This window comes from Mycobacterium sp. E2699, from assembly GCF_001666745.1.
In the GTDB taxonomy this organism is placed as follows: Bacteria; Actinomycetota; Actinomycetes; order Mycobacteriales; family Mycobacteriaceae; genus Mycobacterium.
In genome coordinates, this window is the sequence record NZ_LZJH01000035.1 from 112,113 (window position 1) to 131,944 (window position 19,832).

The window sequence follows — 19,832 nt, forward strand, 5'->3', positions numbered from 1 at the left end:
TTGAGTTGACCTACGCGACACGCCCTCGTGGGAATTGCTACGCCCACTGCGTACTCGCGCGGTATGGGATATGACGTGTAAACGGGCATCGATGCCGCCTTGGTCGCCCATCGGCTCAGGGTTCGACAATCGACGCAGCTCGGATGACGTCCCACCAGGTCACGACAATTGGCGCCCCTTCACGGACATCTGATGTTAGAAGCTCGAGGTCGATCGAGTCGGTCCACGTGGGCAGATGTTCAACGAACTCGAGGTCGGCTAGGAAGTAGATATCACCGCGAGGGTTGGGATAGCCAGTGGCCAACAAGTCGCCCGCAGTCGCTGGGCGCCAGCGCACTACCTTTGCAGCGCTGGCCACGTGGAGGTAACCGTCCAGGTTCTGGTACAAGAGTAGAAGCTTGGCACCGAGCTCGCGCCCGCCGATTTCGACCGCGCCAGTCCGATCTCCCGCACGAATGTTGTACTGCCGCAACCGCTCTATCCATCGAAGGTGCTCAGAATTTCGGACGAAACCCAGAAGCACATCCGTATCGGCAGGAGGTTCATCCAAAAAGTCCGTTGTCAGTAATGACGTGAGGGTGGGGCTACCAGGTCGATGCACAGTTGCGGTCCAGAACCGATGCCGCTCGTCACGCGTGACCTGACTGGCGACATGCGTCAGCACATCGCTTAAAAATTGGTCGAGGGCTTGCGATGACGACGGTAGGCCATCGCTGTTCGGCCTGAGCGGAAAGGCACCGAGGCCAGGCAACACTTCTTTGAAGCCGGGATGTCGCCGGATGTCCTTAATCTCTGACCCCGGATACAGCACGTAGGCTCCTGCCGTTCGCGAGATCGCGTCTCGGTAGGCATGCATCTTGAGCAGGTCGTCGCGCTTAGCACCGCCAGTGGTCGTCGATTCGCTGACCAATTCATCCGAATCAGTAGCTGCTGTCAGCTGCGCAAGCAGATTGTCGACACGGTACTTCGCATCGAAATGAAGCCAGATCTCGAACTCTTGCATGGGGACCCGCGAAGGCGTGCTGCCTTCTGGTCGGATGCGCACCGAGCAGTCAGGACGCATCGCTTGGCTCCATGAGCCCCGTCGATCGTCTCGTCCGGCGAACGTCCGATTAAAAAAAACTTCGACACGAAGTGGACGGCCTCCTCGCTTGATCGACCACGACAACTTCGACGCGCTGCCTGACCGCATAATCATGGAGGTGCCATCAGCGGCGGCCGTGAAGGCCCGCGCAGTCTGGTCTTCCTCGCACACTCGTCCGAGTGAACTCACTATCGCAAGAAAGCACCAGAACTCGTAGAGCGTCGCAATGTTGCGTTGCGAAGCTGCGAAGACATCGGTCATATCCCTGTGATCAATCTGCACAGTGGCGCCCGACTCAGTCATCGCAAACGTTCGGAAAATTTCGCGGTAGCCCGCCCGCTTGAGTAACACCTGGTCCGAATTAGGCATTCTCCTTAAGGAGCTAACCTCGCGGAAGTGTGGATGAGCCAGGTACTCGTCGAGTTGAGCACCGATCTCAGCAGCGATCTGCTGACCGCGGCGCAGCGGCCCTGACTCGACCTTCTGCGAGGCTAGGGATAGCCCACTCAACAGTTCGAGCGCGACGGCTCGCCAACTCTCTAAAGCAAACTTGACGAACTGATTAGCGGAGTTGTCGACGCTCGCTTCGGTGCGGTGACGGGTGAGAGCGGCAGGCAAAGAATCGAGTGTGGTTGAACCACCCGTCCACGGCACCCGTCGACCGGGCGCGCATACTGCGCGACGAAAAGCGGCCCCCGCTGGAAACGGCGATCCAACCGGACGGATCTCTTGCTCAGACACCCATGTGCGGTGTGGGTGCGAGGTCACACGCGCAATTGCGGCCTCGACCGTCGGATCACGCAGATACGCGGCGATCATCGCGAAGCGGAGGTATAGCAGTTCGACAGGTAGCTCGCTTGGCGCAAGATCCAACAAACTTGGCGCAAATCCCTGCAACACTGCCTCAGCAGCGAAAGTGGAGATATCAGTCAGCATCTGGCGGTACTCAGTCTCGTGGTCCAGTTTGACTGCCAGAACGTCGACTTCGGTCGTCCCTGATAGCCCCATCGCACAATCAACGACCCGAATCCGGACGCGGCCAACGGCTTGACCGGGTTGTAGCCGCCCCTGCTTCCAACTCGCGTCATCCGGATCGAACAACTCACGTGGCTCAAGGTTGACATTCGTTGCATCGCTGATTATTTCGTAACGGTAGGTCGCCGCTTCACGCAATGCGACCTCACCGCGCCGCGAGAACGTAGTGTCCTGCCGACCTGGAAGGTTGGCGACCAGCAGTTCACCGACGACGTGACCATCGTCATTTCGAAGCGCCCAACGCACGGAACCCTGGGACATGGTTACTCGGCGAAACTGACGAACTGATTCGCGCGGACGGACTCGATCATGCGGACGATCTTGTGGTGCGTAATAGGCAGCCGCGGGGCCGGACCGGCGCCCACTGCCAGCGCATCGAGCTCCGTGAGAACGGGTTCGACGCGCCGTCGCGACCCGTGTACCTTCGGCAGAACCTTCTGCATAATCGCGAGGTCGAGCGCGGTATCGACATCGGTGTCTCCCGTCGCTGCGAAGAACGCGCAGAACCGCAGGATCTCGTACAGCGTCCGGTGCCCGAACTCTTGGTTGGCGCCAGTCAAGATCCCGTGCGCCTGTCGAAGCGTCGACACAATTTCGGCGCGAGCCGGATGAGGATGCTCTCGCTGCCAATCGTCGTTTTCTGCCAGCGACGCGAAGGCGCGCACTCTCTGGTCGTCCGCCGCAGGCGTAGCAATGGGTCGTTGAAGTTCGGCGTCGAGTTCTTCGGAGGTCACCCGAAACTCAAAGGTGGAGGCCCTGTCGAGAACCTTCGGCGAGAACATGTAGGTCGTCTCGTCCACGTTGACGGTACCGACTACGAAAAGGTTCCGTGGCAACGGCAGCCTCTGCGCTTCTACGTCGCGCAGGACCCATTGGCGAGAAGGTTGATCGAAGACCAGATCCGGTAAGACAGGGCGCCGTGATTCGACCCCGGAGAGAAAGTCCGAGAAGTAACGCTCGACGTGGGCCAAGTTCATCTCGTCCAGGATCAGCAAGTACGGGTGCTCGGGGTCGTTCGCTGCGCGGAGAACAAACTCGAATGCTTCCGGAACGAACCACACTGGGGCGCCAGACGTTGACGAACGTAGCGCGTCCTCATAACCAAAGATGGATTCTGGGCCTGTCCAGTCAGGCCGCACGGGTACGACGACGTGGCGATGACGTCCGCGTTCATCTGTGCCGAACCATTCACCGAGTCTCATCGCGAGCTGAGTCTTGCCCGAGCCGGCGAGTCCCGTCAGGATCGCGAAGGGTTTGGCAAGCAGACTGCTCAAGAATGATCGAATGAGGTTCGAGCCTGCTGAGAAGCGGAGTCCAGAAGCTTCCACCGCTTCGGCAAAGTCACGGAATAGTTCGGACGGCGTCGGCGCATCCGGCAGTGTTGGTGTTAAACGAGCAGTGGCCGGGCCCGAAGGCAGGTGGGGCGCGAGCTCGGGGAACCGGTGGGCCAGTTCGCTTATGAAGTCTCCCTGGAGGCGAACGAGATACACTTGCTGGACGGATCCCGTCACGGTGAACGGCGAACCCTGCCTAATTCGGGCGCCCTCGTCGATGGCGGCAAGTGCGACCGGCTCATTCAGCTCCTGATACTGCAACTCGACCAGTCGGCCCTCGGCCTCCCAAGCTTGGTCGTCGAGCGGATTCGGCGCCGGCCTCGCAGCTGCGGTTACATGGCTCGCGGCTCGCAATGAGCCGTTGCTGTAATGCAAAACAACGTCACCTTCGCGAACCTCATCCATGGTCTCCCAGTGATATAGCGTGCGGCCCGCCTTATTCCGCATCGGGGCCCACAGGAACCCACCATCGCGCTCCTTCGCGTAACTGGCGCCTTGATTCACCCACCAGACCGAAGCTTGCCGTCCAAGAAAAGAGACTCCGTGCTCGGTTAGTTCACCTCTTCTATCAATAAGCCCACTCTCTGTGAGAAGTTCTCGGTAGCGAGCGCCTTGCGACTCGAAGGTCCGGTCCGATTGCCATTGGCCGGAATTCGAATGCTCCGCTAGCGCGCGCCCGAGATCGTCGTTGGACCAGCCCGCTGGTTTTTCATGAACAATCTGAAGAGCGATTCGGGCGTCGTTAGCCAGATCAGCACTACCGGATAGCCGGTCACGAAGGACGCCAGCCTGAGTTTCATCTACAATCCAAGGATTGCTGGGATCAACGTTTTCGGCATACTTGAGACCCGACGGGGTCAGCTTGAATCTGCGCTCCTCCTCTACCACCAGATCAAGCATTCGCGCGAACCGAAGACAATCACTGGCCCGCGTTTTCGGGTTCTCAATTGATTCGCCAGACTTGAAGAGTTGCGTTGCATGGTCGCCGAGAAGTTCTTCGATATTCGCTGAGCCAAGCTCGCGCAGGCGCGCGAGCAGCAAATTGCCATAGCTGAACTTGAGGGTCGGGATGGCCATCACAGTCTCAGGCTAGTTGGGAAGGCCAGCGGCGCCCAGTATCCGAGACGCACCCGCCCCCCGTGTCCCCTAAGAGGCGGACAACCGTCCAAACGGTTCGGGAAGGATCGGCGTTGTTGGACTGGGCATCGGCCTTATCGCTAACCGAATGCCGGCCGGCGGTCCTCAGCGAGGACGGTAATCGCATACCGAGTGCTGCACCGTCCGAGTATCCCGCGACCCGCCACGGAGTCGGGCGCGCTGGAAAACGCCCACTGCGATCCACGCAGTTCTATGGCGCGCCACCTCCGCTAACCTGACACTGCGCTGTTACCGGTCCACAAGGGGCACCGATGAACGAAACGGGTGAGACCAACATCGGGGTGACCGGTTTGCACCCCGTCGGGCGCGGCGTGGAACGCCCGGAACACGTTGTGGTGGCCGCTGACGGTCTGGTGTTCGCCTCCGACAAGGTCTCAGGTGTCGCAGAACTCGTTGATGAGAACAACGTTCGGCGTATCGGACGGGCGGGCGGCGAGCCGAACGGGATCGCGCTCGACCGCGACGGCCACTTTCTGATCGCCAATTGGGGCTTGGGCGTGCTGCAGGATCTCGACCCGGTGACCGGTGCGATTACGGCGGTGCTGGAAGGACACCTCGACGGACGCCCGCTGCGATGGCTGAACTTTGTTCTAGTGGATTCCGTTGGGACGTTGTGGTGTTCGGTGAGCACTATGGCAGACGACCTTATGGATACCATCGCGCGCGGCACCGCCGATGGATTCATCTTTCGGGTCGCACCGGATCGCCAGTCGGCACGAGTGGTCGCCGATGCGGTGGGCTTCCCGAACTGCATGGCGCTCGACCGCAACGAGGACTATCTGTATGTGGTCCGCACGGTAGCTGCAGACGTGGTGCGGTTTCCTATACGGGGCGAAACACTCGGGCCGCCAGAGCGATTCGGCCCGCCGCTGGGCGGCCGGCGCGCCGACGAATTCGGCCCCGAGCACGGCCGGTTCCTGGCCTACCCGCAGGTGGGTCGCCGGTGGGGGATGGCCGACGGATGTGCTTTCGACGCCGAGGGAAACCTCTGGGTGACACTGGTTCTCGCCAACAAGATCGTGGCGATCAGCCCGGACGGGCGGGCGACAACCGTGATCGAAGACACCGACGGCACGCTGTTGAGCGGCCCGACCAGCATCGCCTGGGGCGGCCACCACATGCGTGACATTTACATCGGCTCGATCACGACCCCATACGTGCTCAAGGGGAGAAGCTCAGTGCCGGGCCTGCCGCTAATCCACCAGCGCTAGCCCGACGGCCCGGGCCGCATGAAGTCGGGCAGCGCGTCCTCCGGGTTGGACGGGATCCTCGATGCGGACAGGTCCCATAGTTGCCGAATGGTGGCACCGCCGTCGACGACGAGCGTCTGACCGGTGATTCGGGCGGCCAGCTCGGAGGACAGGAACAACGCGGCGTTGGCGATGTCATGCGCGCGGGGCGCCGCCAGTGGATTAATTCCGTTGACGGCGTACTCGTTTGGCGGCTGGTCCTCGTTGCCGGTGCCCACGTTGCCGGGCGCGACCGCGTTGGCGCGAATGCCGTACCGTCCCAGCTCGTCTGCGAAGGTCTTGACGAGCGAGATGACGCCGGCCTTGGCGGCGCCGTAGGCGGCGTGGTAGGTCGCCGCCGCAATGCCGTCGACCGAGGCGATCGCCACCAACGATCCACCGCTGCCCTGGGCGATCATGTACCTCCCAACGGCTTGGAAAAGGTAGAACACCTGGGTCAGGTTGTAGTGGATCGCCGCGTCCCACAACTGGTTGGTGAAGTCCTCGACCTTCGACCAGGTCGCCCCGCCGATGATGTCGACGCACACGTCGACCCCGCCCAGCGCCGCGACGGCGTCGTCGATCGCCCGACCGACCTGCACGGGGTCGGTCATGTCGGCGACGATCGGGACGGCCTTGCCTCCCCGGCCGGCGATCTCGTCGACGATGCGATGCGCGCGCTGCTCGTCGATGTCGATACAGGCCACCATCGCGCCCGCCTCGGCGAGGGCCAGCGACGTGAACCAGCCGTGGCCCGCGCGCTCCGGGATGTAGCCCGCGCCCGACACCACGGCGCGCTTGCCGGATAGTCCCATATCGATCACGGCCGACCTCCCTTGCGCCCCAACCAGTCAGCCTCGGACCGGTGCTGGCCGACGGTCGTACTGGTGGAGTATTGAGACAGCCCCGACCGCTGTCAATCACCGGAAGTTGTTGGGTGCAAGCGTCGGACGGGCCGGACCACCTCGTTGCTTACGGCAACTCCTGATCGGCGGAACGCTGCATCGGTTGCCAGCGGCCTTCGGGTTGCGCGAGGCGATCGGCGATCACGTAGAGGGTTTCGAGGCTGTGCCCGTATCCGCAATGGCTGCCATGGACTTCGATGTTTTCGGTGTGCGGCGCGGGCAGGCTGGTGCAGCACTGCCAGGCCACGACGCCGTCGGATTTGCTGTAGATGCAGGTGGTCGGCACCGTCAACGGCTGCTCGCGCCTGATGCGGCCGGCTTCCGAGACGACCGCGGTGGCGCTCGGGCCGCGGTTGAGCAGCCGCCACATGCGCCAGGCGTGGTTGGTGCGGTGGTCGCCGCGGAATGGGGAACCCAAGGTGATCACCGACCGCACATCCTCGGGGAATGCGCGGGCCAACTCGCGGGCATAGATGCCGCCGGCGCTCCAGCCGATGATGCTGACCCGCCGCCCGTGGCGCGACTTTAGCTGGTGAAGACGCGCCGGCAGCTGGTCGTTCATGGTGGGCCGGTACCCCAGGTTGACACCGAGTCGCCAGTCGTGAGCGTGATATCCCAGCTGGCGCAGGACGCTGCGCAGGAACTGTGTTGATCGCGCACCGGCCAGAAACCCGGGAATCACCAGCACGGGGTGTCCGTCGCCGTGGGGCCAGCGGGCAATCACGTCGCGGGAAAGCTGCGCCACCAGGTATTCGGAAATGGCCCGCAGTTCTCCGGCGCGCAGCAGGTTGCCCGGAGCAGTCGCGCCGACGGCATCGGGCACGCCAGCGGCTTCGGCCGCTCGATCAAAAGCAGCGGACATCGGTGTCTCCTTACTGCACGCGGTGGCTGGCGCGTCACGACTAGCATCCCACTCACAACCTGGATCATCACCGGTGCCGCGCAACACCCAAAAAGCGGAGGGCGGACAGCGCATGAAAGCGGTGCGATTCGATCGCTATGGCGGTATAGACGTCCTCGATGTACGCGAGGTTCCCCGCCCGCAACCTGGTGCCGGTGAAGTGCTGGTCGAGGTGAAGGCAGCCGGCATCAACCCGGGCGAGGCGATGATTCGCCAGGGTGCGATGGAGCAGATCTTCCCGGCGACATTTCCGTCCGGGCAGGGCAGTGATCTCGCCGGTGTCGTCGCCGAGGTCGGCACCGGCGTCGCTGCCTTCTCCGTGGGCGACGAGGTGCTGGGTTTCACGAACGACCGAGCCAGCCAGGCCGAATTCGTGGTGGTGCCCGCCGGTCAGCTCACGTCCAAGCCGCCGGCGGTGTCATGGGAAGCCGCGGGGGGCCTGTTCGTGGCGGGCACCACGGCATACGCCGCGGTCCGGTCGGTCGCATTGGCGCCCGGTGACACCGTCGCCATTGCCAACGCCGCCGGCGGGGTGGGCACGATAGCCGTGCAGCTGGCCCAACGCACCGGCGCGACCGTGCTCGGCATCGCCGGCCCGTCCAACGACGAGTGGCTGGCTGCGCACGGCGCGATCCCCGTCAATTACGGCGATGGTCTCGCGGACAGGCTACGGGCCGCGGCACCCGACGGCCGAGTGGACGCCCTGTTGGACTTCTTTGGCGGCGGCTACGTCGAATTGGCCGTGACCGAGCTGGGCATCGCGCCGCAGCGCATTGATACGCTCATCGACTTTCCGGCGCTGGAGCGATTCGGGGTCATGTTCGTCGGCAATCAGGATGCCGCCGACGCCGCGGTGCTGGCCGAGCTCGCCGCACTGATCGCGGCCGGCGAATTGGAAGTGCCGATCGCCGAAGTTGTTCCGCTCGACGAGGTTCAGCGCGCCTACCGCACCCTGGAACGGCGCCACACTCGGGGCAAAATCGTCCTGCGGCCGTAGCGCTGCCGATCGCGAGCCGCTTCGTGCTCGGTGGTTCTCTGCGGCACAACAGGTTTCGCTCGCATGGATCCTAGCGCGGACGCTCTGTCATCTGGCACTGTGTGCGTCCGCACGGCCGATGTGCCTGAACCCTCCTGTTCGCCGTCTATTGGATGCCCACGCCCAGGCCGCGGCTCATGTCGCGTCGTCGATGAACAGCGCCGTCGACGCGGTAAATCCGGGCAGCGCGTTGCGGCCCGCGATCGGGCCGATCTCCCCAGTCTCGACCGCTGTCAATCACCGCAAGGTTCGGACTTCAGACTTTCAGCGGCCCGGAGCAGCGGTCGGCAGGCCGGCTGCCGCCGCGGCCGTGAGGAGGCGTTCGTCGTAGGTAACGAACGCAGTCAACCGGGTCCCGAACACCGCGTCCGCGGTCGCGAGATGGATCGCGTCGAGCGGCCGCAACGCTGTGTCCGGATACGCCGCGGCGGCGGCCCGGACCACCTCGTCGATTTCGTAGCGCCCCACTCGAGCCACGATCGCGGGAACATCGGCGAGCAGCGAAGGCTCGACCCGGCGGAGGGCGCGGGGGATTTCAACCTCGATCAGCGTCGACGACACCCACGGCGCCGGCGTTCTCGCGTCAAGCCAGTCGGCGAGCGTATCGCTTTCGGGTTCACGCCGTATCAGTTTCATCAGGGCCGACGTGTCGAGATAAAGCATCAGTAGCGCTCGTCGTCTCGCAGCTCGCGCAGCAGTTGGCCGGCCTCATGGTCGGTCTTCACCGGTCCGGATGGACGCGGCGCCGGTCCGCTGAGGGTGGCGGGATGAAGCCTTCCCGCGCTGATCATTTCGGCTAGGGGATTTTCCTGCGCCGGGACCAGGCGGGCCACGACGACGCCGCGCTCGGTGATGTCGATTTGCTCTCCGCGCTTTACGCGTGCGAGCACCCCGGCAGTATTTTGGTTAAGCTCACGCACCGGCACTTCGGACATGCCAGCCATTGTACTACGTATTTGTAGTACGAGGGCCGAGGCTTCAGCCTGCAAAGCCCCTCAGAATCCCGGTGACCCCGACCTCCCAGCGCCGGTTCACCGACGCCTTCGACTCGCCCAGCCAGCGGCCGCCCTCCTGCACCGCCAAACCCTGTGCCAGAGCAAGCAATACGTGTGCGATATCGAGCGGGTCGCCGGTAAGCAGTCCGGCATCGGTGCACCGCGTGATCCTGCCGACGAAGATTTCTCGCATTGACGGCGACGCCTCGAGTTCCTCGGGGCCGGGGTCGAAATCCTGAAACGGTCGCGAGAACATCACCCGGGCCAGCGCCGGATAGTCCAGACAGAACCGGCGAAACACCGGAATGAGTCGCTGCACGTCGGCGACCGCGTCGTCGGTCTCGGGCACGGCGAGCAGCCGGCCGGAGAGCATCCGGAATCCCTCGAAGAACACCGCACGCAACAGCCCGCGCTTGTCCTGGAACAACTCGTACACCGCGGGCACCGAGGTGCCGGCCTGCTCGGCCACGCGCCGGGTGGTCAACCCCGACAGGCCCTCCTCGTTCAGCGTCGAGACCGCGACCTTCAGCAGTTGGTCGCGAAGCTCCGGGGTGCGCTGTTTGGGCCTCGGCATCCCGCTGCTACTGGGCCCCGAGTTCGGCTGGCACGCGGTCTATTCCGGCGCGCAGCTCCTTGAGGGCATCGGCGCGGGCGCGCAGCTTGCTGGCCGCATGCGCGGCGGGATCGAGCTTGGTGAATTCGAGGGCGGCCTCCTGGGCGCGGCCGAGCACCCGCTCCGGCAGGTCGATCTCGTCGATGAATCCCGCGGCCAGGGCGGTCTCGCCGAAGAACACCTTGGACAGCCCGGCCGACTGCTGATACGCCGACGGCGTCAGGCGCAGCTTCATGATCGCCAGGGCCGCGTAGGGGAGGACCATCCCGATGGCGACCTCGTTGGCCTGAATGTTGTATCCCGGTGCGGCGATTCGGTGATCGCCGCTGCACACCAGGAATGCTCCCATCGCGATGGCCGGGCCCGTGCACGCCATGACGACCGGCTTCGGGGAGGACAGCAGCCGGTAGGACAGCTCGAACCCGGCCCTGAGCATGTCGATCGCCGCTTGTGGCTCGCCGGCTTTGAAGACCTTCAGGTCAAAGCCACCGCTGAACACCCGGTGGTTGCCGGCGATGACCACCGCGCCGACGTCGTCGCGATCGGCGTTGTCGAGCGCCTCGTTGAGCGCCTGCAGCATGGTCGGCCCCAGCGCGTTGACCTTGCCGTCGTCCATCGTGATCAGCGCAATGGACTCGTCGCGACGATAGGTGACCGGTCCGCTCATGATGCTCCCTCAGGCCGCATTGATTTGTATCGACGTTACGAAACAACGTTACGAAAAGCAAGAGCCGATTTCAGCCCGAGGTCTGTCGTCCTGGGCCGACACGGCAGCCTCCGGCCCGCGCCGCGGGCGGGCTGCCGTAGTCGTGGTTACGTGTCGGTGTCCGGCGCTTAGATGCGGTCATGGCCGTCGACGTCAGTTGCCGGGCGAGTTTCCGCGTCTGGCATCTATATTGGTTCTGATATAAAGTGGGCATTGCCCTGAAGCCGATTAGATGGCTTGGCACAAGTCGCGACGACGTCCGCGAGCAACGTCCGGCCATTCGGTATGAGTTCGGCCAGCAGTTGCTTCGACTGCAGATGGGGCTGATGCCCAACAACTACAAACCGGTAAGCGCCGTAGGCCCTGGTGCTTACGAGATACGAGTGCAGGACGCCGACGGCATTGCGCGGCTTTTGTACGTCGCGAAGTTCCACGGCACGATCTGCGTCCTTCACGTCTTGACGAAGAAGTCGCAGAGGACACCGAAGACCGATATCGATCTGGCCAGGAAGCGCTACCGGGAGGCAAGAGATGGCTGACAGCGTGTTCTACGACCTCGCTGAGACCCCAGAGGAGGCCGCCAACCTGACCGCGCGCGGCCTCCTCATGATCGCCATCGAGCAGCGGATCAGGGAAGAAGGTTGGACGCAGACCGAAGCCGCCGCGCGCCTGCGCGTGACCCAGCCCCGAGTTTCGGATCTCCTGAACGGAAAGATCACCAAGTTCAGCCTCGATGCCCTGGTCAACATGCTCGCACCAGTCGGCCTGACATTCGATGTTCGACCGGTGCGCGCGGCCAAGAAGGTCAAAGGCGGCCCCGCGGATCGCTCAACCAGGGCCACGTCGAGCAAGCGCAAAGCGCTCGGTCGGCGCTGACCTGACGGCAGTAACCACCTTGTCGCTGAAAGTCGCTGTTAGGCGGACACTTCGCATGGTGGTTTGGCCGCGAGGCTGGTGGACGGAGGTGACCGACGCGGCCCGATGTGGGCCTATGGCAGTGACGCGGTTTCCTCGAGCCCGGCGCTGTCCGCCTGACATTCAGAGTCCTTGCCGTCCTTGACATTCGGCCCCTCTTCGGCGCCCTTGTCCCGGAACGGCCCCGCCAGCTGACCGCCCACCCAGACGAGCCCGCGGCCCACGGCAACCAGCGCATGGCCGGTGGTGGCTCCGACAGCACCGATAGTGGCGAAGGCCGCGTCGAACACGCTCGGAATGTGGAAGTCCTCCCAGGTCTCTACCTGGTGGTGGCGGGCCTCGGCGAAACGGTCGAGCTCGTCGCGCAGCGCGCAGCGCTGTTTGGCCAGCTCCCGCACCGCCCAGAATCGGAAACCGTCGAGAACCGAAGGCTTCCCGAACCGGTCGAGGACTTCCTTCGCGCTGCCGTAGATGTCGACGTCCTCGCGGAAATGATGGTCGACGAGCTCGCGAGCCTCATCGATCGCGCGCAGCAGCTCCTCCGGTTGCGTCGACTCGATGCGCGCGAGGTGCAGGCGCTGCCACTTGTGCAGCGCTTCCTCCGCGATCACCAGCAGGCTCAGCGTGTCGCCAAGCCGGTTGTCGTTGATCGCATTTCGCAACTTCTCGGCCCGGTGCTGCACACCCACGGTGTGATCGAACGACGCCAGGATGCGCCGGACATGGTTGCGCAGTTGCTCGACGGTGACATTGAGCGCAGGCCCCAGCGCGGCCACCGAGTCCCAGTACGCCTCGGGCAGCGACCCGTACTTTTCCAGCGACTCGACCATCCGCGACAGCGTCAGGTTATTGCCCAGCACGTCGCCGGCACGCTGGGCCCGGGCGACTTCGAGCACGGATTCGACCTTGTCCTCCACGCGCCGGACGGCGTCCTCCACCTGGGCCACCGCGGACGTCAACGCCATCTGCACGGCAATCATCTGTGCCGACAGCATCGCTTCTGGGCCGAGCCCCGCCGGTCGCCACTGCAGGGGCGCGAGGACCTCAGCGCCCGTCGTCAACCGAAAGATGCCGTCGCTGAGGGGAACCAGGTTGCCATCCCGCAACGCTTCGAGGCCGTCACGATGCAGCTGCACGTACTTGCCGGACTCGGCAAGCAGAGCGGCCAGCCCGGCGAGCCCGCTCGCGAGCGAGGAGCCGTCGATCCCGGCGACCCGCATGGCGTGCCCGGCAGTGGCCCGCAGCCGCGCCAGGTAGGACTCGACGGCGGCGGGGTCACCGCCGAGCAGCAACCCCTCGTCGTGGAGGGAGACGACGACCTCGTCGGCCATCTCGGATGTGCTCACGGCATCCCCTATGAATCCGTTGGCTTGCAGGCGAGCAGGCCAAGAGTGAGCAGGTGGTCTGTCGAGTCCGGACGTTACACCCGTGTTTCCGCGCGATCCTTCCGCTTCGCCGCCTGTTGGGCAGGAATTCACCCGGGGACGAGGGGACCTTGTGCTCTGTCCGCATTCCGACTCCGGGCGAAGACTCGGGTACCTGCTTCGAAGAGGAAGTTCCGATCATGTGGACCACTCCATCCGTCATCCCGTTCTCCGTCTGGCGGAAGGTCGCCATGGCCACCTGGCGGCCGCGGAAAGACCCGATCATTTGGGCGACGATGGATATCGAAGCGGCGCGGCTGCTCGAGTACCTGCGCCAGGTCCGGGAGGCGACGGGCCAGCACGTCACCCCCATGGACCTCGTCGGTCGGGCCGCCGGCAAGGTCATCGAAGCGCTGCCGGGCCTTAACGGCCGGGTGGTGCTGGGCGGCTTCCTGCCGTCCCCGACCGTCGACTGCTTCTTCGTGGTATCGCTGCGGACGGACCTGATATCCGGAGCCGCAGCCGCCGGCACCGATCTCTCCGGCACCGTGGTGCGCCGCATCAACGAGAAACCGCCCTGGGCGATCGCCAAGGAACTCGCCGATCACGTCGCACGCATTCGCCACGACGAGGATCCGCAGTTCAAGAAGGGCAAGGCGATGGTCAAGGGGCTGCCGCCGCTGCTCCTTCGCCCGGTGATGGATGCGATGGGCTTTATCACCGAAAGCCTGCAGTTGCCCATTCCCTTCCTCGGGCTGGAAGCCCGCCCGTACGGCTCGATACTCGTGAGCAATGTGGGCACCTACGGCCTCGACACGGCCGCCGCCCCCTGGCCCACGTTCTGCCATGTGCCGCTCGGGATCATGATCGGCGCGGTGAGGGACAAGGTGTTGGCGTTGGGCGGCCAACCCGTCGTGCGCCCGGTGCTGCCGCTGTCGATCGGCCTGGACCACCGGTTCGTCGACGGCTACCAGGCGGCGACGATGGCCGGCATCTTCCGCGCGTACCTGGCCGACCCCGCCGCCTTCGACCGGGTGCCCAGGACCATCCCGCCACGCAAGCGGCAGCCTGCCACCGTGCGGTCCAACGGCAAGAGGCCAGCGACCGCGCCGAGCCGGTCGAAGGCGCAGCGCCACGCTTAAGGGGAGGCCATGATCCCGCCGCATCCGAAGGATGACCCGTTCTACTCGTACACCGGCGACAAGCCGCTGCCGGACATCACGGCGGGAACGGTGCTGAAGACGCGCCACGTTCCGTACCACATCGTGGGTTTGCCAACGCTGCTCGAGACCACGCAGCTGCTCTACCGGTCGACCGGCCAGAGGAACACCCCGACCGTCAATGTCACGTCGGTCATCCGACCGCGGGGGTTGGGACACAAGACGAAGGTGATCTCGTATCAGTCCGCCTACGACTCGCTCAACCAGAACGACGAGCCGTCATATGCGATCTCGGGCGGACGACCCACGCTCGCCGGACTCGTCCCCAACGTCGAGCTGGGCGTCTTCGGCCCGTTCCTCGCCGAGGGGTACACGGTCATCGTCCCCGACACCGAGGGTCAGGCGGCGGACTTCGCCGCGGGTCCCGAGTACGGAATCAACACGCTCGACTCGATCCGGGCCGCGTTCAACTCGTCGGCCATCGACAGCGACGCCAAGGTTGCGATGCTCGGGTATTCCGGCGGTGCGATCGCCACCGAGTGGGCCGCCGAATACGCGAAGACGTACGCACCCGACGTCTACCAGCACCTGATCGGCGCGGCGATCGGCGGCGTGCTCGTCCACCCGGCGCACAACCTGCACTACGTCGAGGGCAGCCAGATGTGGGCCGGTGTCATGCCAATGGCGCTCGTCGGTATCGCGCGCGCGTTCGCAATCGATTTCACGCCGTATCTCAGTGACCGCGGCATCGAGATCTGCAAGGAGCTGCAGAATGCGTCGATCGTCGACGTCCTCGGCCTGAGGTACGCGGGCCTGACGTGGCAGCAGCTGGCCAAGCCCGAGTACCCGACCCCCGAGAGCATCCCGATCTACGTCGAGACGGTCAACAAGCTGATCATGGGCACCGGCGGCACGCCGAAGATCCCGCTGTTCATCGGCCAGGGCGCCGGCGGGGAGCGCGAGGGCACGGCGGGCAACAAGCCGGGCATCGGCGCCGGCGACGGCGTGATGATCGCCGGCGACGTGCGCACGCTCGCCCGCGACTACTGCGCGGCGGGCACGGCGATCCACTACGAGGAGTACGCCGCGCTCAGCCACATCTTGAGCCTCGCGCTGTGGCTGCCGAACTCGATCGCCTGGATCAAGCAGCGCTTCGCCAATGTGCCTGCGCCGCAGAACTGTTCGTCGATCCCGTTGGGCAACCCGATCCCGCCGTTACCGCTTCCGTAGGGGCTCGTCTCGGCCAGGCGTGCCAAAAATGCGATGCGCCAAAGCAAATTGCCTTGCTCGCCGCCCGCCGATCCCCCGCAAATTGAGGGCTGTGCGGCGGGCTGCGGATGTGGAACCATGTGGCAAATGAAGGACGACGATCCCGAAAAGCGGATCCGCGAGCTGGAACAAGAGCTTGCCGACGTCACGCGGACCCCGCCGAGCACGCCCCCGTACACCGGGGGCGCGACGTATACCGAGAATCCCCCGCCGTACACGGGCGGTGGGACGTACACGAGCGGTCCGACATACACGGGCGGCGCGCCGTACGGCTTCGGCACGCCACCGCGGCGCAGAAAGCCCTACCGCTGGTTCCTCGTCCTCATCCTGCTGGCGGTGGTGGTGCCGGCCGTCGTCAGCCTGGTGATGGTCTTCGTCAGGTCGGGTTCAAGCACCTCGATCTCCCGGGGCGGCGGCGCCAAGACGACGTCGAGCGGTCCCACCGCCGTACCCCAGGGCGGCGAGCTGCGACTGAGCGGCACCGGCGAGACCAGGCAGGTCGCCTGCAACGACGGCAGGCTCATCCTGGCCGGCTACAACAGCAAATACGTGGTGACCGGCCACTGCGCGAGCGTCACGGCGGGCGGCTACTACAACAACGTCACCGTCGACAGCGCCGACACCCTCGAGTCCACCGGCTACAGCAACACGGTCATCGACCACGCCTGCAACAACGGCAGCCTGAAGCTGTCGAGCTACGGCATCGAATTCAGCGTCACCGGCCACTGCGCCAGCCTCGCGATCTCCAGCTACAACAACAAGGTCACCGTCGACAGCGTCGACAGCATCACCGTCTCCGGATACTCCAACAATGTCACCTACCACTCGGGCACACCGAAGATCACCGATTCGGGCTACGACAACAACATTCAGCAGGGCTGAATCGGGGAGCCGCTCTGGGGCCCCCGGCTCGATAACGGCGAACGTGGTGGCGGATGTGCTACCGAGTTCGGCGACCACCACATGCCCCCGGGACGGGTGGTTGCGGGGATGAGGTGGCCCGCGAACGTGGTGGCGGATGCGCTACCACATAACAGAGCGATCGCTCTGTTATAGTGTCGGCATGCCGCGCCCCCGCCTGTACGACCAGGACCAGATCCTGGATGCCGTCGAGCGGATCGCCGTGCAGTCGGGGCCGAATGCCGTCACGATCCGCGCGATCAGCGACGCGATCGGCGTGTCCAACGGCGCGGTCTATCACACGTTCGGGTCCCGCGCGGGCCTGGTTGGCCGCGCCTGGCTGCGTGCCGGGCACCGATTCCTCAGTGCGCAAGGTGAATTGATCGACGCCGCACCCCAGGGCGACGCCGTTGCCGCGGTGGTGGCCGCGGCCGAGGCGCCCGCGGTGTTCGCCGAAGAGCATCCGCATTCGTCGCAGTTGTTGCTGACGGTGCGCCGCGACGAGCTCCTGGGCGCCGAAACGCCGCCCGAGATCGCCACCCAAATGCATGACCTGGACCGGCTGCTCGTCGAGACCATGATCCGACTGGCCCGCGCCCTGTGGGACCGCAAGGACGCGGCGGCCGTCGACGTCATCACCATGTGCATCGTCGATCTGCCGACCGCGATTCTGTTGCAACGCAACCGAATCCACGACCACGACGCCCAAAACCGCCTCCAAGCCGCCGTCCGCGCTGTCCTGGCCGTCGGCCCGCCCCCGCCACGGCGCAGAACCAGAGAAGGGAACACGAAATGACACCGACACTGACCTGGGACGACAAGATCGCCGTCGTCGACCTCGGCGACGACGAAAACCGGTTCTCGCCAGGCTTTCTCGACGCCGTCAACGCCCACCTCGACGACGTCAAAACGGCCGGCGCGCAGGGTCTGGTCACCACCGCGGGCGGCAAGTTCTACACGAACGGCCTGGACCTGGACTGGCTCGCCGCCCATGCCGAGCAGGGACAGCCCTACGTCGCCCGCGTGCAGGCCCTGCTGGCGCGCGTGCTGACCTTCCCGATCCCGACCGCCGCCGCCGTCACCGGACACGCGTTCGGCGCCGGGGCCATGCTGGCCATGGCCCACGACGTGCGGGTGATGCGCGCCGACCGCGGCTACTTCTGCTTCCCCGAGGTCGACATCCGCATCCCGTTCACCGACGGCATGGCCGCGCTGATCCAGGCCAAGCTGACCCCCCGTGCAGCGGTGGCGTCGATGACGACCGGGCGGCGGTTCGGCGGCCTCGAGGCGACAGAGTTCGGCATCGTCGACGCCACCGCGGCGGAGGGCGAGGTGACCGCCGCGGCCGCTGATTCGTTGCGCCCGTTGGGGAGCAAGGATCCCGGCACGCTCGGCGCGATCAAGCAGACCATGTTCCGCGCCGCGGCGCGGGCGCTGACCAACACCTGAGAGCTATTCGCCGGAGAATCGCTCCCACGCGGACTGGCGCGTAATGCCCAGGGTGTGGCCGATTTTCGCCCAGGTGATGCCGCGCCGGCGAAGTTCGCGTACCCAGTCGCGCAGGTCGGCCTCCACCCGCCGGGCCACCACGGCGATGCGGGGGATGTGGTCGAGCATCTGCTCGTCGCTCCACGATTCCCAGATCGGCATGCGAAGCTCGTTCGGCTTGTCGCGATACTCGTCGATGATGGCCTGGGACAAATCGATGCATTCGTTGCAGATCTGCACGCCCGGGCCGGCGACCAGCTTGTCGACCTCGGTGTTGGATTTGCCGCAGAACGAACACCACACTTGCGCGGTCTTGTCGGCGGTAGGGCTCATCGCGATTCCTTGGTGTCAGGCTTTCCCTGACAACCGTACGTCGTCAGGATCGGCCCGACAACCCCCGTTGTCTTCTCCGGCCTGAACCGAGCGTCGCCGGGACCCGTCTGCAGGGTGTCGCAGTGACCCAACGACGTTTGGAGACTTGGTGATCGAAAGCGTTCGCCCCCTCGGCGCCGCAGAACGACTTTTCTACCGCTACAGCGAGCGCCACCCGACGCACTTCTTGTTGGTGGCCGAGTTCGACGAAGTGCTCACCGCCGCCCGGCTCAGGCCTGCGCTGGCCGCCGTCCAGCGCCGCCACCCCTTGCTGACGGTGCACGTCGAGGACCGCCCGGGCACCCGCCTCGGTTTCTACCGCGCGCCGGCGGTCGCGCGCATCGAGTTGACCGTGCACCGCAGCGCGGAATTGTCCTGGGACGCGGTCGCGGCCGAGGAGCTCAGCCGAACCTTCGACCGTTCACGGGCGCCGCTGATGCGGGCCTCACTGCTGCAGGGGCCGTCGAGCAGTGCGCTGTTGCTGACCTTCGACCACACCCTCGCGGACGGGATTTCCTCGGTGCTCGTTCTCCACGACATTCTCGCCGCGCTCAACGGCGAGACGCTGTCGAATCTGCCTGTGCCGCAATCACAGGAGCAGTTGACCGCACACGCGCTCGGGGACGCCGAGCCGTTCGACCCCGCCGAGTTGCCCGACGACCCGAGGATGCGAACGCCCACCACCATCCGGCCCTTCGACGGCGCCCTGACCAATGTGCACACGACGGAAATCGCGGCCGTGGACACCGAGCGGTTGGTTCAGCGTTGCCGCGCCGAGTGCACCACGGTGCACTCGGCGATGGTGGTCGCCATGTGCCGGGTGCGGTCCTTCGAGCGCGGCGAAGACTTCGTGCGCGTGCTCAACCCCATCAACTTCCGCGCGCTGATCGGCGCCGGACAGGACTGTGGGCTCTACATCCAGTCGACCTGGACGGGATTGGCGCCGTGGGACGGCGCGCCGTTCTGGGAGCAGGCCCGCGAGATCACCGCGCACCTCGCGGTGGCCCGCTCGGCGCGGGGGATCCGCACGGCGTCGCTCGCCGTGCAGCAGGCGATCACGGTCGACGCCGAAACCGGCCACGCCGAGGACCTCTTCAGCCGGGTGTGCCCGTTCGACATGCTCGTCAGCAACCTAGGTGTGCAGAACCTCGACGGCGCCGGACCGCTGCGGCCCACGGCGGTGTGGGGGCCGCTCGTGCAAGGCCAGACCGACGGCGAGTACGTCACCGGGATCACCACCTACGAGGGTGGGCTGCGGATGGTGACTTGTGGCTACAGCGTGCCGGCCACCTTCTTGAAGAGCGTCGGTGACGCCCTGGCGGCCGCCGTCGACGAGCCGTAAATGTCGGTGGGGCCGGTTACCTTCTT

20 protein-coding genes and 1 pseudogene are annotated in these 19,832 nt (G+C 65.2%); 10 read left to right on the top strand and 11 right to left on the bottom strand.

Going from position 1 to position 19,832, the window contains the following annotated elements:
- Positions 1-115: 115 nt before the first annotated feature.
- Positions 116-2,380 (bottom strand): DUF2357 domain-containing protein, encoded by a 2,265-nt coding sequence (locus A5696_RS26900; RefSeq protein WP_082968905.1) that lies wholly within the window; start codon positions 2,378-2,380, stop codon positions 116-118.
- 2 nt (positions 2,381-2,382) lie between these two features.
- Positions 2,383-4,530, bottom strand: coding sequence for an McrB family protein (locus tag A5696_RS27565; RefSeq protein WP_156738244.1), 2,148 nt, complete (start codon positions 4,528-4,530; stop codon positions 2,383-2,385).
- 332 nt (positions 4,531-4,862) lie between these two features.
- Here A5696_RS27565 and A5696_RS04620 point away from each other — a divergent pair, with 332 nt between their 5' ends.
- The gene (locus A5696_RS04620; protein ID WP_067874109.1) at positions 4,863-5,822 is read left to right on the top strand and encodes an SMP-30/gluconolactonase/LRE family protein; all 960 of its coding nucleotides are present in this window, start codon (positions 4,863-4,865) and stop codon (positions 5,820-5,822) included.
- Here A5696_RS04620 and A5696_RS04625 read toward each other — a convergent pair.
- Positions 5,819-6,655 (bottom strand): SDR family NAD(P)-dependent oxidoreductase, encoded by an 837-nt coding sequence (locus tag A5696_RS04625; protein ID WP_231964235.1) that lies wholly within the window; start codon positions 6,653-6,655, stop codon positions 5,819-5,821. The genes A5696_RS04620 and A5696_RS04625 overlap by 4 nt on opposite strands.
- Before the next feature lie 157 nt (positions 6,656-6,812).
- On the bottom strand, positions 6,813-7,607 hold the full coding sequence (locus A5696_RS04630) for a triacylglycerol lipase (protein WP_197516886.1): 795 nt from the start codon (positions 7,605-7,607) through the stop codon (positions 6,813-6,815).
- Positions 7,608-7,719: 112 nt separating this feature from the next.
- Here A5696_RS04630 and A5696_RS04635 point away from each other — a divergent pair, with 112 nt between their 5' ends.
- Positions 7,720-8,643, top strand: a complete 924-nt coding sequence (locus A5696_RS04635; RefSeq protein WP_067874471.1) for an NADP-dependent oxidoreductase — start codon at positions 7,720-7,722, stop codon at positions 8,641-8,643.
- Between the two features lie 174 nt (positions 8,644-8,817).
- Here A5696_RS04635 and A5696_RS28190 read toward each other — a convergent pair.
- From A5696_RS28190 to A5696_RS04655, 5 genes and pseudogenes are all read right to left on the bottom strand, one after another.
- A pseudogene (locus A5696_RS28190) lies at positions 8,818-8,901 on the bottom strand (hypothetical protein); the annotation flags it as partial.
- A gap of 45 nt (positions 8,902-8,946) precedes the next feature.
- Complete coding sequence (locus A5696_RS04640; RefSeq protein ID WP_067874119.1) at positions 8,947-9,345, bottom strand: type II toxin-antitoxin system VapC family toxin; 399 nt, start codon at positions 9,343-9,345, stop codon at positions 8,947-8,949.
- Positions 9,345-9,617: a type II toxin-antitoxin system Phd/YefM family antitoxin gene (locus A5696_RS04645; RefSeq protein ID WP_067874122.1), complete on the bottom strand. Its 273-nt coding sequence runs from the start codon at positions 9,615-9,617 to the stop codon at positions 9,345-9,347. Before A5696_RS04645 ends, A5696_RS04640 begins: the two co-directional genes overlap by 1 nt.
- A 43-nt stretch (positions 9,618-9,660) precedes the next feature.
- Positions 9,661-10,251 (bottom strand): TetR/AcrR family transcriptional regulator, encoded by a 591-nt coding sequence (locus A5696_RS04650; RefSeq protein WP_067874125.1) that lies wholly within the window; start codon positions 10,249-10,251, stop codon positions 9,661-9,663.
- Between the two features lie 7 nt (positions 10,252-10,258).
- On the bottom strand, positions 10,259-10,957 hold the full coding sequence (locus tag A5696_RS04655; protein ID WP_067874129.1) for a crotonase/enoyl-CoA hydratase family protein: 699 nt from the start codon (positions 10,955-10,957) through the stop codon (positions 10,259-10,261).
- Positions 10,958-11,202: 245 nt separating this feature from the next.
- On the opposite strand from A5696_RS04655, the gene A5696_RS04660 reads away from it, so the two are divergent.
- Complete coding sequence (locus A5696_RS04660; protein WP_082968906.1) at positions 11,203-11,535, top strand: type II toxin-antitoxin system RelE/ParE family toxin; 333 nt, start codon at positions 11,203-11,205, stop codon at positions 11,533-11,535.
- Positions 11,528-11,872 (top strand): helix-turn-helix domain-containing protein, encoded by a 345-nt coding sequence (locus tag A5696_RS04665; protein ID WP_067874132.1) that lies wholly within the window; start codon positions 11,528-11,530, stop codon positions 11,870-11,872. Before A5696_RS04660 ends, A5696_RS04665 begins: the two co-directional genes overlap by 8 nt.
- A gap of 113 nt (positions 11,873-11,985) precedes the next feature.
- Here A5696_RS04665 and A5696_RS04670 read toward each other — a convergent pair whose 3' ends face one another.
- Positions 11,986-13,242 (bottom strand): hypothetical protein, encoded by a 1,257-nt coding sequence (locus tag A5696_RS04670; protein WP_067874135.1) that lies wholly within the window; start codon positions 13,240-13,242, stop codon positions 11,986-11,988.
- Positions 13,243-13,475: 233 nt separating this feature from the next.
- Between A5696_RS04670 and A5696_RS04675 the strand changes: the two genes are divergently transcribed.
- The 5 genes from A5696_RS04675 to A5696_RS04695 all read left to right on the top strand — a co-directional run bounded on the left by A5696_RS04675 (position 13,476) and on the right by A5696_RS04695 (position 18,053).
- Positions 13,476-14,417, top strand: a complete 942-nt coding sequence (locus tag A5696_RS04675; protein WP_067874138.1) for a 2-oxo acid dehydrogenase subunit E2 — start codon at positions 13,476-13,478, stop codon at positions 14,415-14,417.
- 9 nt (positions 14,418-14,426) lie between these two features.
- Positions 14,427-15,665, top strand: coding sequence for a lipase family protein (locus tag A5696_RS04680; RefSeq protein ID WP_067874141.1), 1,239 nt, complete (start codon positions 14,427-14,429; stop codon positions 15,663-15,665).
- A gap of 126 nt (positions 15,666-15,791) precedes the next feature.
- A complete protein-coding gene (locus A5696_RS04685) occupies positions 15,792-16,586 on the top strand; it encodes a DUF3060 domain-containing protein (RefSeq protein ID WP_156738246.1) in 795 nt (264 codons plus the stop codon).
- Positions 16,587-16,767: 181 nt separating this feature from the next.
- The gene (locus A5696_RS04690) at positions 16,768-17,400 is read left to right on the top strand and encodes a TetR/AcrR family transcriptional regulator (protein ID WP_067874147.1); all 633 of its coding nucleotides are present in this window, start codon (positions 16,768-16,770) and stop codon (positions 17,398-17,400) included.
- Entirely contained in the window at positions 17,397-18,053 is a 657-nt protein-coding gene (locus tag A5696_RS04695; RefSeq protein WP_067874150.1) for an enoyl-CoA hydratase-related protein, read from the top strand. The genes A5696_RS04690 and A5696_RS04695 overlap by 4 nt, the downstream gene beginning before the upstream one ends.
- A gap of 3 nt (positions 18,054-18,056) precedes the next feature.
- Here A5696_RS04695 and A5696_RS29095 read toward each other — a convergent pair whose 3' ends face one another.
- Positions 18,057-18,425, bottom strand: a complete 369-nt coding sequence (locus A5696_RS29095) for a ClpX C4-type zinc finger protein (protein ID WP_067874152.1) — start codon at positions 18,423-18,425, stop codon at positions 18,057-18,059.
- Positions 18,426-18,573: 148 nt separating this feature from the next.
- On the opposite strand from A5696_RS29095, the gene A5696_RS04705 reads away from it, so the two are divergent.
- On the top strand, positions 18,574-19,806 hold the full coding sequence (locus A5696_RS04705) for a condensation domain-containing protein (protein ID WP_231964228.1): 1,233 nt from the start codon (positions 18,574-18,576) through the stop codon (positions 19,804-19,806).
- Positions 19,807-19,832 lie beyond the last annotated feature (26 nt).

What these genes read in the sequence shown, in the direction of transcription:
- A5696_RS26900 (WP_082968905.1), bottom strand. Translation starts at nt 2,380, where the DNA reads ATGTCCCAGGGTTCCGTGCGTTGGGCGCTTCGAAATGACGATGGTCAC.
- A5696_RS27565 (WP_156738244.1), bottom strand. Translation starts at nt 4,530, where the DNA reads ATGGCCATCCCGACCCTCAAGTTCAGCTATGGCAATTTGCTGCTCGCG.
- A5696_RS04620 (WP_067874109.1), top strand. Translation starts at nt 4,863, where the DNA reads ATGAACGAAACGGGTGAGACCAACATCGGGGTGACCGGTTTGCACCCC.
- A5696_RS04625 (WP_231964235.1), bottom strand. Translation starts at nt 6,655, where the DNA reads ATGGGACTATCCGGCAAGCGCGCCGTGGTGTCGGGCGCGGGCTACATC.
- A5696_RS04630 (WP_197516886.1), bottom strand. Translation starts at nt 7,607, where the DNA reads ATGTCCGCTGCTTTTGATCGAGCGGCCGAAGCCGCTGGCGTGCCCGAT.
- A5696_RS04635 (WP_067874471.1), top strand. Translation starts at nt 7,720, where the DNA reads ATGAAAGCGGTGCGATTCGATCGCTATGGCGGTATAGACGTCCTCGAT.
- A5696_RS04640 (WP_067874119.1), bottom strand. Translation starts at nt 9,345, where the DNA reads ATGCTTTATCTCGACACGTCGGCCCTGATGAAACTGATACGGCGTGAA.
- A5696_RS04645 (WP_067874122.1), bottom strand. Translation starts at nt 9,617, where the DNA reads ATGTCCGAAGTGCCGGTGCGTGAGCTTAACCAAAATACTGCCGGGGTG.
- A5696_RS04650 (WP_067874125.1), bottom strand. Translation starts at nt 10,251, where the DNA reads ATGCCGAGGCCCAAACAGCGCACCCCGGAGCTTCGCGACCAACTGCTG.
- A5696_RS04655 (WP_067874129.1), bottom strand. Translation starts at nt 10,957, where the DNA reads ATGAGCGGACCGGTCACCTATCGTCGCGACGAGTCCATTGCGCTGATC.
- A5696_RS04665 (WP_067874132.1), top strand. Translation starts at nt 11,528, where the DNA reads ATGGCTGACAGCGTGTTCTACGACCTCGCTGAGACCCCAGAGGAGGCC.
- A5696_RS04670 (WP_067874135.1), bottom strand. Translation starts at nt 13,242, where the DNA reads ATGGCCGACGAGGTCGTCGTCTCCCTCCACGACGAGGGGTTGCTGCTC.
- A5696_RS04675 (WP_067874138.1), top strand. Translation starts at nt 13,476, where the DNA reads ATGTGGACCACTCCATCCGTCATCCCGTTCTCCGTCTGGCGGAAGGTC.
- A5696_RS04680 (WP_067874141.1), top strand. Translation starts at nt 14,427, where the DNA reads ATGATCCCGCCGCATCCGAAGGATGACCCGTTCTACTCGTACACCGGC.
- A5696_RS04685 (WP_156738246.1), top strand. Translation starts at nt 15,792, where the DNA reads ATGAAGGACGACGATCCCGAAAAGCGGATCCGCGAGCTGGAACAAGAG.
- A5696_RS04690 (WP_067874147.1), top strand. Translation starts at nt 16,768, where the DNA reads ATGCCGCGCCCCCGCCTGTACGACCAGGACCAGATCCTGGATGCCGTC.
- A5696_RS04695 (WP_067874150.1), top strand. Translation starts at nt 17,397, where the DNA reads ATGACACCGACACTGACCTGGGACGACAAGATCGCCGTCGTCGACCTC.
- A5696_RS29095 (WP_067874152.1), bottom strand. Translation starts at nt 18,425, where the DNA reads ATGAGCCCTACCGCCGACAAGACCGCGCAAGTGTGGTGTTCGTTCTGC.